Annotated in this window: 11 protein-coding genes; 2 read left to right on the top strand and 9 right to left on the bottom strand. The window is 64.9% G+C overall.

Annotated elements, in window-relative coordinates:
• Nucleotides 1-6: 6 nt before the first annotated feature.
• From OB905_08540 to OB905_08525, 4 genes are all read right to left on the bottom strand, one after another.
• Complete coding sequence (locus OB905_08540) at nucleotides 7-426, bottom strand: Hsp20/alpha crystallin family protein (GenBank protein MCU4926032.1); 420 nt, start codon at nucleotides 424-426, stop codon at nucleotides 7-9.
• A 124-nt stretch (nucleotides 427-550) separates the two neighbouring features.
• A complete protein-coding gene (gene pheA / locus OB905_08535; GenBank protein ID MCU4926031.1) occupies nucleotides 551-1,360 on the bottom strand; it encodes a prephenate dehydratase in 810 nt (269 codons plus the stop codon).
• Nucleotides 1,361-1,366: 6 nt separating this feature from the next.
• Complete coding sequence (locus tag OB905_08530) at nucleotides 1,367-1,534, bottom strand: hypothetical protein (protein ID MCU4926030.1); 168 nt, start codon at nucleotides 1,532-1,534, stop codon at nucleotides 1,367-1,369.
• 158 nt (nucleotides 1,535-1,692) lie between these two features.
• Nucleotides 1,693-2,001 carry a non-histone chromosomal MC1 family protein gene (locus tag OB905_08525; GenBank protein MCU4926029.1) on the bottom strand — a complete coding sequence of 103 codons (309 nt, stop codon included), beginning with the start codon at nucleotides 1,999-2,001 and terminating at the stop codon, nucleotides 1,693-1,695.
• A gap of 218 nt (nucleotides 2,002-2,219) precedes the next feature.
• On the opposite strand from OB905_08525, the gene OB905_08520 reads away from it, so the two are divergent.
• Complete coding sequence (locus OB905_08520; protein MCU4926028.1) at nucleotides 2,220-2,417, top strand: hypothetical protein; 198 nt, start codon at nucleotides 2,220-2,222, stop codon at nucleotides 2,415-2,417.
• A gap of 332 nt (nucleotides 2,418-2,749) precedes the next feature.
• On the opposite strand, the gene pheT is transcribed toward OB905_08520, so the two are convergent.
• The 5 genes from pheT to OB905_08495 all read right to left on the bottom strand — a co-directional run bounded on the left by pheT (nucleotide 2,750) and on the right by OB905_08495 (nucleotide 9,839).
• Nucleotides 2,750-4,459, bottom strand: coding sequence for a phenylalanine--tRNA ligase subunit beta (gene pheT / locus OB905_08515; GenBank protein ID MCU4926027.1), 1,710 nt, complete (start codon nucleotides 4,457-4,459; stop codon nucleotides 2,750-2,752).
• Nucleotides 4,459-6,006 carry a phenylalanine--tRNA ligase subunit alpha gene (locus tag OB905_08510; protein ID MCU4926026.1) on the bottom strand — a complete coding sequence of 516 codons (1,548 nt, stop codon included), beginning with the start codon at nucleotides 6,004-6,006 and terminating at the stop codon, nucleotides 4,459-4,461. The genes pheT and OB905_08510 overlap by 1 nt, the downstream gene beginning before the upstream one ends.
• Nucleotides 6,007-6,269: 263 nt before the next feature.
• Nucleotides 6,270-7,889: a tryptophan--tRNA ligase gene (locus tag OB905_08505; protein MCU4926025.1), complete on the bottom strand. Its 1,620-nt coding sequence runs from the start codon at nucleotides 7,887-7,889 to the stop codon at nucleotides 6,270-6,272.
• An 86-nt stretch (nucleotides 7,890-7,975) separates the two neighbouring features.
• Nucleotides 7,976-9,022, bottom strand: a complete 1,047-nt coding sequence (endA, locus tag OB905_08500) for a tRNA-intron lyase (protein MCU4926024.1) — start codon at nucleotides 9,020-9,022, stop codon at nucleotides 7,976-7,978.
• 52 nt (nucleotides 9,023-9,074) lie between these two features.
• Nucleotides 9,075-9,839: an endonuclease NucS gene (locus OB905_08495; GenBank protein ID MCU4926023.1), complete on the bottom strand. Its 765-nt coding sequence runs from the start codon at nucleotides 9,837-9,839 to the stop codon at nucleotides 9,075-9,077.
• Between the two features lie 149 nt (nucleotides 9,840-9,988).
• Here OB905_08495 and OB905_08490 point away from each other — a divergent pair, with 149 nt between their 5' ends.
• Complete coding sequence (locus OB905_08490) at nucleotides 9,989-10,978, top strand: helix-turn-helix domain-containing protein (protein ID MCU4926022.1); 990 nt, start codon at nucleotides 9,989-9,991, stop codon at nucleotides 10,976-10,978.
• Nucleotides 10,979-11,113 lie beyond the last annotated feature (135 nt).

Here is an 11,113-nt window from a genome sequence, read left to right as displayed (position 1 = left end):
TGCGAGTTACTCGATGTCGATCTGTTTCGAGTCTCCGCCGGGAGTTTCCTTCGGCAGCCGTACCGTCAACACACCGTTGTTGTAGGTCGCCGAAACTCCCTCCTCGTCGACGGGCTCTGGGAGGCGAATTCGCCGGCTCACCGTCTGTCCTGTCCGCTCGCGGCGGACGTACTCGCCCTCCTGGTGTTCGCGGGATCGCTCGCGGGCCGCCTCGAGCTGGAGCGTCCCCTCCGTCAGCGTTAGCTCCAGGTCCTCGGTCTCGTATCCCGGGAGGTCGGCGGTGACGGTGTACGCCTCGCCCGCGTCGACGACGTCGACGGCGACCGAGCCCGGCGTCTGGAGCCCGCCAGCGGTTACACCCTCTTCGACCTGCCGGCTCACTCGATTTAGCATCTCCTCGAGTTCGTCGAACGGATTGCGTCGCATATTCGCCTGTAGGCCTCCCAAGAGGATAAACTCTGCCCGCGGATGGGGGCTCGCTGTCGGTGGCTGGTCCGTCTTGTAGATGCACCGCCTTCACTCCACGTCCGGTCTCACCTCACGCCCGCTCTTACTCCACGACGTGTTCGGTGTCGTACGAACCGAGCCGCCGGACCCAGCCGTTTTCTGCGAGCGCTTCGATGTCCGCGAGTGCTTCGTCCGTCCGCTCCTCGTACAGTCCCGCTTCGATGTCGATGTGGAAGACGTAGTCGCCCAGACGCTCCCCGCTCGGGCGGGACTCGAGGCGCGTCAGGTTGATATTTCGCTCGGCGAACGGTTTCAACAGCTCGAGTAGCAGGCCTGGGTAGTCGACGTCTGGGTAGACGACGAGCGAGGTCTTCCCGCCCCCTGTAGAGCGCGCATCGACGGGTGCGACCACGAAAAAGCGCGTCGCGTTCGACGATTGGTCCTGGATCCCTTCGGCGAGTACCTGCAACTCGCCGTCGGCGTTGTCCGGATGCCCGATCCCCGCGATCGTTGGATCTTCGTGGGCGTACTCGACGCCCTGGGCGGTGCTCGCGACGGCTTCGAGTGTGACCTCCGGATACTCTCGGTCGAGGTAGCCCCGACATTGTGCCAGCGCCTGGGAGTGGCTGGCGATCGTCTCGAACTCCGAGCCCTGGGCGAGCAGTGCGTGCGTGATTGGGGTGACGATCTCGCGGACGACGGCCACGTCGTACTCTCCGATTGCGTCGAGACTCTCGGTGACGCTCCCCTCGATACTGTTCTCGATTGGAATGACTCCGTACTCGTATCCCTCGTTCGCGACGGCGTCGACGATCGCCGTCACCGACTGGCGAAAGTCGATCCCGTTCTCAGCGACCGCCCGTGCGGCTCGGTGGGAGTAGGTCCCCTCGGGTCCGAGTGTAACTGTCGTCATTACCGCTTACTTGTGCTGACGGGGCAAAAAGACCGTCGTCCACTCTGCGAGCCCGAGGTTCTCCTCTTCGAACCACTGGGCGACGTGCTGGGTGCCGATAACGAACGTAACCCCAGCCAGCGAGGCCATGACGCGGAAGGCAGTAAACACCTCGTACGTGGTCGCGACGTGCAACTATTCGTCGAAGTCGATACCTCCAAATCGAGTCGTCGTTCTCTACGGAAGCGGAAACGATAGATCGCCGCCGCGAGCGAGGGTCGCTCGGCCTCTTCGGCGTGGCGCCGCTGCTATCAATCGAAGCCGTCTGCATCGAACAGGCGACTGTCGTGGAATTACTCCTCTAGATGCTCGATACCTTTCTTCGAGACGTTCGCCTCCGTGATCTCACCGGGCATCCAGTCCGGTTTGTCGTCGGGGGCCGTCTCTTCCCACGCCCAGCCGTCGTAGATGTGTACCTTGTCGGTGCCTTTTTCGCGGAGTTTGAGCTCGACCCGATCGGCCTCGTCCTCGCTGGAGCCGGGATCTAACCGTCGGGCTGCCTTGAGTGCCGCCTGCCGCGGCGTGTTTCCGGAAAAGACGCTCGATTCATCGCCGTTGCCCTCGCGCAGCGCGAAGTTCCGCTTACCATCTTCACGTACCATGGTTTGTCCCTCCGTGTCAAATCAGCACACGGTGCGACATAAAGATATCCCCGAAAACCGACCGACTGCGCCGGTATCTTTATGTATTTTCCCTCCACCATTCTTACGGCGAAGTGACATCACGACTCGTCGGTCAGCATGGTTCGCTGTGACTCTTTCCTGCGGCGTAGAAAACACTTAAGTATATCCTACGGCGAAGTTCGAGTTAGAATCCCGCGATGGTCCGGAAAAAGAAGCTGAGTCCAAGCGGTGCGAAAGACGAAGACGGCAACTATCACAACGTTCACCTCAATCTCCACGAGGACGAACTCGCGGTCGCAGGTATGGACATCGGGGATGAGGTCTTCGTCCGCGTTCGAGACGGGAAGATCATCATCCAGAAAGCGGACGAAGAGGACGTCGAACACGAGTTCTAACAACGACCTTTTGCGCTGCAGTCTGTTGCGCTGGCGACAGCGTAGCTGTCGCACAGCGCAACGTCCTTCGGCAAAATCTTCAAAAGAGCGCTATGCGCTCTTTTGGACAGCGAGGGACCGTAGGTCCCTCGGGCAGTCGGCGCTTTGCGCCGACGACCTCGCGGGAGCTTTGCTCCCGCTCAGGGTCGAGCAAAAGCGCTCTTCCTTCCCCTTTACTCGCTACGCTCGTTCCGGGTCAGTCGTCGGCCCGCTCGCTCGGCCTACGGCCTCGCTCACGGTGCAATTTCTCGACCGAACAACGGCTGTCACGGCTCGAGAGCGACTAAGCAGCGTTACTGCAGGGCCGCGAGATCGAACTCGAACGCTGCGACCGGCACCTCCAGATCGCGCTCCGTGAGCACCGACGGATGGACCTCGCCGATCACGCCAACGTTCTCGCCGTCGATCACGACGCTCGCCGTTCGACCCGAGACGAAGGTCGGGTGTTCGGTCGGCGGTGTCTCTATCTCGACGCCGAACGCTCGGGCGATTGCCTGTAGACGCGCCTTCGCATCCTCGTAGGCTGCATCGTGGCGGGCGAGGACGGCGCCCACACTGCGGCGCTCGACCACACCCGTGTTCTCGGCCTCGTCGACCATCGCAGCGAAGCCGACCTCAGAAAGATCCTGTGGGTACGCGCGGTGGGTGTTTCGCTCGAGAACTGTCAGCAGCGACGGGAGCGTCCACGTCCGGAGGATCGTGTAGTCCTCGCTGTAGACCTCCTTGATCGTCGCCGGCTCTCCGGCGCCGTAGACGTCGTCGTCGGGCGAAAGTTCGGCTCGCTCGAAGTTCTCGGCTTCGTTGGTCATGTGGAAGTTCAGCATGTCCTCGAAGCCGAGGCCGACGAGCAGCTCGCGGACCGACCGCCCGAGTCGGCTGCGCTCGTGGCGGCCACCGACGGTTCCGACGTCGGGGTAGGTCGGCTCAAGCTCGTTGAAGCCGTACGCCCGGCCGACGTCGTCGATCAGGTCCACCGGATGGAGGACGTCGACGCGGTACGGCGGGATCGTCATCTCGTAGGCGGCCTCGCCGCCGACGTCGACGATTTCGGCGTCGAGACCCGACCGTTCGGCCAGGTCCACGACCTCTTCGGGATCGAGTCCGATCCCCAGAATCGTCTCGATGCGGTCGTGCGTGACGGTCTTGGTCTTCGTCGAAAAGTTGGGCCGGACCAGCTCTCTGGAGGGATACTCGACCGTTACGGACTCGATCGTCGCGCCGCGGGCGGCCAGTGCGTAACAGACGATCGCACACATCTTGTCGATCGTCCACTGGTCAGTGCCGGTTAGCTCGACGAACAGCTCTCGGGAGTCGGTCGTCACTTCGGTCCGCCGACCGTTGATAACCGGTGGGAACGAGAAGAGGCCGAGATCGTCGTAGATCGCTGGATACCGGGCGTTTTCGCGGACGAGATCCGCGTACGTTTCTCCGGTCGGGTGCTCTTCGAGCACCTGTGCGGGAGTCATTTCCTGATCCGAATCCAGCGGGACGAACCGATCCTCTTCGGGGGCAACACCGGTGTAGCGGACGCTCGGGGCTCCCTCCGTCGCGGGACTCCCTTTCAACATCGTGAGATCGTGAATCCCGATCGCACCCTTCGCGCGGCCACGCCCCATCGTCGCGTGGAGTTTCTCCTGGAGCTGGATCAGCGAGTCGAGAGCGTCCTCGTCCAGATCCACGCCTCGAATCACGGCCCCCGTCACGAACGGACGCTCGTCGGGAACCGCCTCGTCGACCTCGATCGTCCACTCCGGGGCGTTCGTGCTCGGCACCGAGACGCCCCGGACGTCGCCGTACTGGTAGCGAAGCGAGCGGGCGACCCCCTCGACGGAGAGGCGATCGAGCCGGTCGGGCGCGAACTCGAGTTCGAACTCGCCGTCCTCGGTCTCGCCCTCGTACTCCAGGCCGAGCGCGAACAGATCGTCGATCAGTTCGTCGTCGCCCTTCTCGTCGTGGCCGGTCAGTCCGCGCAGTTCGTCGGGGTCGATTTCGACGGTTGGCATCAGTAGGTCACCTCGGCGTTCCGCAGGAACTCGAGGTCTGCGAGCGTCCCGTGGAGGTCGCGGATGTCTTCCGCGCCGGTCACGAGCATCGCGAGGCGCTCGAGTGCGAGCCCCCAGGCCATCACGTCGCAGTCGACCCCGAGCGGTTCGAGCATCTCTGGGCGGAAGATCCCGGAGTTGCCGATCTCGATCAACTCGCCGGTCGTCGGATGGGTGCCGAACAGCTCGAAACTGGGCTCCGTGTAGGGGTTGTAGTGGGGTTTGAACTCGATGTCCGTGATCCCGAACTGGGCGTAGAACTCCTCGAAGGTGCCCATCAGATCCCGCACCGAGAGATCCTCGGCCATCACCCAGCCCTCGATCTGGTAGAACTCGAGCAGGTGGGTCGCGTCCAGCGTATCGTTCCGGTAGGCCTTCTCGACGCTGAAGAAGCGCTGTGGCGGTTCGAGGTCGCCCCTCGCGACCCCCGCCAGGTGACGGGCCGACAGCGACGTCGTGTGCCCGCGAAGCGCGAGCGCCCGCGCGAAGTCCTCGTCCCACGGCGAGCGGTAGCCCTCGCCGTCCTCGCCGACGCCCTCGCGGTGGGCGCGCTCGACGGCGTCGACGAGATCCGCCGGCAGGTGGTCGACGTGGGTCGGATTCTCGAGGGCGAACCGGTCCCAGTGGGTCCGAGCCGGGTGGTCCTGGGGCATGAACAGGCAGTCGTTGATCCAGAAGTCGGCGTCGACGTGGGGGCCGTCCATCTCCTGGAAGCCCATGCCGACGAGTACGTCTTTGACCCGCTCGGCCGTCCGCCGGAGCACGTGGACCCGACCGCCGTCGACGCGCTCGGCGTCGGCCTCGACGTTGTACTCCGCGAACTCGGCGTCCTGCCACTCCCCGCTCGTGAGCAGCTCGGGGGTGATCTGGCCGATCGCCTCGCTCGTCTCGATGCCGGCCATCAGCTCGGTGACGCCGCGCTCGGTGAGCGTCGCCTCTCGGATCGTCGTCTCGGGTCGCTCGACGAGTCCGCGCCGATCGAGCTGAGAGAGCGTCTCCTCGTCGATATCGGCGCCGTCGACGCTCCCGCCTTCCGCATCGGCCGACGCTTCGCTTGCCTCGGCGAGCGCGGCCAGCGCTGTCGCCTCGGGGTCCGCCGCCGGATCGGCGTCCGGATCGGCGGTGATCTCGCCGCTCTCGATCGCCCCGTACCCCTTCCGGGCGTAGTTCGAGAGGGCGATGTCGACGCCTGCGCCTTCGAGTCCGGAGGCACCGATAACCTGGCCCATCGGGGCCGAGCCGTCGGCAGCGCCGGCCTCGAGCGCGGCCCGATAGAGCCGCACCTCTGGCAGCTCGTCGGCGGCGTACTCGTGTCCCTCTTCGGTGAGTTCGATCGTCTCCTCGACGCGCTCTGCGACGGCGAGCAGCCCCTCCGCTTCGAGCGCGAACACCGCGCCGGTGACGGTCTCTGGGGGAAGGTCTGTCGCCGCGGCGAGGGCGTCGACTGACTGTGCCTCGTCCGCGCTCGCGGCCTCGACGACCGCGGCCTGTGCTTCGGGAAGTTGCATTCGCTTATGTTGATTGCCGTAGGTCGGTCAGTTAGCGGTTCCGACTCGCAGCGGACCGTTTCGCCGCGGGCGTCCGGCGGGACGCCCCCGAGTCCACGGTCCGGTCAGCGAGCGGTAAAAAAGCCGAGCCCCGGGCGCGGCTTGCGGTCGCGGACGACACACCGGTGATCGGGCTCGGATACCATGGCGAGAGCCTCGAAGCGGGCGAGCAAAAACGTTACGCCCGAATGTCGGAGCGTTTGGGCCTTCCTGTCGCCTGGCGATTACCGACGTCGGGACGACTCGAGTTCGATATCCGCCGCCTCCAGCAACTCTGCTACGTCCTCGCGCTTCTCCTGGTGCTCTGCGAGGAACTCTCTCATCAACTCGGCGGCCTGCTCCTTGCAGTCGCCACAGAGGCGCTCGCCGCCGACGCACTCGTCGTAGACGAGTTTCGCGAACTCGTCGTCGTCGCCGGCCAGTAGGTAGGCGTACAGCTCGTAGACCGGACACTCGTCGGCCCGGCCGCCGAGTTCGCGCTGTTCCTCCGCGGTCTCTCGCCCGCCCGTCGTCGCCGACTTCACCTTCTCGTAGCCCTCCTCGGGATCGTCGAGCAGGGAGATGTGACTTGCGGGAATCGACGAGGACATCTTCCCGCCGGTGAGGCCAGTCATAAACCGGTGGTAGATCGACGACGGCGGCTGGAAGCCGTAGCCGCCGTTTTCGACTTCGACCTCGCGGGCGAGCGTTTCGGCCTCGTCGGAACCGAGGTCGAAGGCATCCACGTGGTTCTCGTACACCCGCTTTTCGCCTTCGACGGCGTCGATGAGCGCCTCGAACGCCTCGTCGGTGGCCCGCCGGTCGAAAAAGCGCGTTCGCGGGCGGACCGGCTCCATTCCGGCTTCGTTCAGCTTCGTCAGCACCGAACCGAGCGTGTCCGCGGGGACGGTAAGCTCTTCGAGGGGTGTCTCCTCGAGCACCTGCGCGACGTGGACACACCGGAGCGTGTCGTCGTCGAAGTCGGCAGGGTCGAGCCGCTCGTAGTACTCGGCGACGAGGTCCCGTTCGTCGTCGTCAAGCTCGAAACTCGCGTATGCCTCGCTCACCTTGAAAAAGCGCATCCGCTCGGCCAGATCACGTGCCAGTCGCACGTGGGGGTCCTGATCCGGACCGACCGGAATCACCGTCGGCTTTGGCTCCTCGAGTTGCGGGTAGAGGATGTCTGCCATCTGCGTCACGACCGACTGCATGTGCGAGACGTCCGTCTCGCCGTCGAAGCCGTAGATCGCCTGGAATTCGGAGAAGTTGGCCTCGGCACCGAGCTCGAACGCCAGGTCTTGCACCTCGCGGTTTTCGGACTGGCGGTAGAGTGTCCCCTCCTCGGGATCGAATCCCAGCGCGAGCAAGGAGAGCAGGTAGCTGCGGGCGTGCTCGTCGATCTCCTCCCAGCTCATCCCGCGGGCCGCGTTGGCCTCTAAGTCGGCGATCAGGGCGTAGGCGTCTGCCCCCTGTTGCTGGTGCCAGATGATCTCGTCGAACACCAGCTTGTGACCGATGTGTGGATCACCGGTCGGCATGAACCCCGAGAGGACGGCCGCGTCTTCGCCCTCTCGCATCGCCTCTGCGACCGGTCCGTAGTCTCGATGGCCGAAGATGACGCCCCGACGCATCAGGTAGTGGGGGTTCGGCACGTCCGGGAGCAGCTCGTCGAACTCCTCGATGCCGAACTCCTCGAAGAGCTTCCGGTAGTCGGAGACGGCCGCGGAGCCCCAGGGGTCTAACGCGACGTCGTCGACGGCTCCGCCGTCTGCACGAGGGATCTTCGATCCCTCGCTGTCGGCTCCAGCGGCGCCACCGTCGGTCTGCAGTTCCCCGGACTCCTCGAGTGACTCGTCTCCGGTCATTACCCCCGTTTTGGCGCGCCAGCGCGCAAAAGCCTTCGCCTTCGTTCGTTCCCCGGCACGGTGAGCCAGCTCTCGCCTCACTCCACTCAGGGCGTCAGCCGCTCGAACGACCACCACTCGATCGCACCGCTGTCGTCGACCAGCGCGAATACGATCGTCTTCCGGACGCCGTGTGCGAGTCGAACGTCGAGCGCGAGGTCGCGCGGTTCGAAGATATGATCGGCTGGCAACACCCGAATCAACAGCTCCGAGTGGCCCAGGTTGTCGACGGACTCGACGTCCGCGTAGGTTCGAAAGTCCGCCCCGAACTTGTAGCCGGTCTTGGGGACGATGCCGCGCTCGCGTAGGGCGGTGTAGACGCGTAGGCGGCGGTCGAACCGCTCGCCTTCGACGTCACGACCACGGTCGTGAAGTGTTTCCGGATCGAGGTCGATCGCCGCTCGCTCGGCGAGGTAGGCCGCTTCGAGCAGCGAACACTGCAGCGTCGGTTCGTCGTACTCTCGACCTTCGAGTGGCTGGCCGTAGAACGTCCGTTCGTAGAGTTCGCTCGGGGGATCCCACACGACGACGCGATCTGCGAGCAGATCGGCGTCACATCCATCCGGAAGGGCCGCTTCAGACGAGCCCGACGGCTCTCGTTGCTCGACTTCGAAGTAAGTAATCTCACTCTCTTCGTCGACGACCGCGAGGACGCCTTCCGCGAGGTCGCGTGCTGCGACGTCGGTTCGCTCGCCGACCGTCCACAGCGCGTACTCGATCTCACCGTCGCCCGGCCCCTTTCCGCGCGGGAAGACAGCGAAGTCCGCCTCCGGTGGGTTCGCAAGCCACGGTTCCGCGGCCGGTGAGAGATAGAATCCCCGCGACCGCAGGTCGGCATAGACTAAGAATCGAATCCCGAACTCCGGATCGGGCTCGCGAGTGACGAACGACCGGAAGTCGAGTCGGTCGTCGTCGTCGACGACCGCCGACAGGTCGCCCCGGTAGAGCAGGTGTGCCGCTTCGACGGGGGCGAGGGCGATCTCGTTGCCCGTCAGCGGGTAGCCGTACCCCCGCGAGTCGTGATACCGCTGGCGTGCGTCGCCGCCGACGTGGACGACGCCCTCCTGTCGGTCCAGTCGCCCCTCGAGTGACATACCGGTGACTTGGCGACCCGCCACTAAGGGGCTGCGGATCCGGCTGCGCTCGTTAGTCGTCGTCGGTCGCCTCGGCGACGGGTGCTCGCCGCGCATCGCACGTCGCATCCAGACACCGGGTCCTGCTGGGGGTGCTGAACGTCGGGAGTCCACATCCGCATCTGCCGTCGACGACACCCGCCGGCATCCGGAACCCGGTGTCGCAGTTGGGGTAGTTCTCACAGCCGGCAAGGAGTCCTCCTCGTCGGAGTATCCGGAGGGAGCCGTCGCAGTCCGACTCCGGACAGTCCCACTCGCGGTCGAACGCCTCGCGCACCGCGGCGTCGAGGGATTCGCAGTCTCGGTCGACGCAGACATCGAACGCCAGCCCGCGCTCGACGCGCATCCGCGGCAGCCCGCAGTCACAGCGTTGCTCCCGGATCTCGGCGTCCGACGGGACGCCGTGTCGGGCGCCACAACTCACGCAGGTGATCCCGTTTGCGCGGACGAGCGCTCCGTCGCAGTCCGGACAATCGCCAACCGGTGTACCGGCCGCAGAGGCTGGATAGCTCGCGAAGCCGTCGCGCTCGTGGGCGGCGATTCGCAGCGTCTGCGTGTCCTTCTTCGCGACGAGTGTAAAGCCGTCCGAGCGGTTGCTCGAGACGCTGTCAGCGCGAGTGAGCCAGGCGACGGGCTGGTAGCCGTCGACGTCGTGGACTAAGACGGTGTTGTCGGGTTTGACGATGGTCGTCACGCGGCCGCGGTACTCCTCGCGGTCGGTGCCGTCGGCGATGACGGTGCAGTCGCCCGCGAGGACGCCGAGCGTGTCGTCGATCATGGACTCGTTGGCCGCGGGTTGGTACTTAAATTCATGGCTCGGATGTCAACAACGACTCGCAGCCAGCCCGAACGGACGAAGTTGTGCGGTGGCTGGGCGCAAACGGTTGCGAGCGGAACGGTTTTCTCTCGTTACAGTAATGGAGTTTCATGACATACACCGACGACGGCTCGATGAGCCTCTCGCCGGAGGAGGCGTTCGCCGTCCTCGGCAACGAGACGCGATTCGCCATCGTTCACACGCTGTGGGACCTGTACGAACCGGACGATCCTGCCAACGTGGTCAAGTTCGCGGAGCTGTACGACTCGGACGCTGCGGTTCCCTTCTCGGAGCTGTATGACAGGGTCGGCTATGACGACACCGGGAACTTCAACTACCACTTGGAGAAGCTCACCGACCACTTCGTCCGTCGGACGGACGCCGGCTACGAACTCACCGAGGCGGGCTTCGAGGTCGTCCGAGCGATCGTCGCGGGAACGGTTCGCGACTGCCCGACCGTCGACCCCACAGAGATCGACGCGAGCTGCCCCCGGTGTGACGCTCCCGTCGCGATCGACTACGGAAATCACCACGTGGCTGTGTCGTGTAGCCGCTGTCCAGGCCTCTGGCAAAATGCCGACGGCGACGACGGGGTCCTGTTTACGTTCCCGTTCCCACCGACGGGCCTAGCTGATCGAACGCCACAGGAGGTGTTTCACGCGACGCTCGCGTACAATCTCAACCGGGTGCGATCGTTCGTCGCCGGCATCTGTCCCGATTGCTCGGGCTCGGTCGACACGTCGCTCGATCTCTGTCGGGCACACGAGCCCCGAGACGGGGGCGGGTGTCCGGTGTGTCATCGTCGTCACCTGATCGAGGTCGCAGCGGTCTGCCAGCAGTGTAAGGCGGTCTCCCGCGGCCCGCTCGCGATTGCGGTCCTTGCACATCCTGCCGTGACGGCGTTCTACCACGATCACGGGATCGACTATCGGTTCGCCTCGTGGGCGACGTTCCAACGGGGGCTGACGGTCGTCGAGGAAGTCATCGAGTCAGCCCCGCTGTGTGTCGCGCTCACGGCCCCCTGCGAGGACGAGGAACTCCGATTGATCCTCGACGGTGACCTGCACGTCGTCGAGACGAGTCGTCACCAGCGTCGTTGACTGGCTGTCACGGCGCTGCCGACTGGTCGTTCCACCGTCGCCAACGGACTACCCTGTCATTACTGGCGAGTTCGGCATCGCCGACGGACTGTCCCAGTCTTGTTACGGATAGTCCACGGCGGCCATCTGATCGCC

The sequence above is a fragment of the Halobacteria archaeon AArc-dxtr1 genome, from assembly GCA_025517425.1.
In the GTDB taxonomy this organism is placed as follows: Archaea; Halobacteriota; Halobacteria; order Halobacteriales; family Natrialbaceae; genus Halostagnicola.
This window is presented reverse-complemented; position numbering and strand designations above follow the sequence as displayed.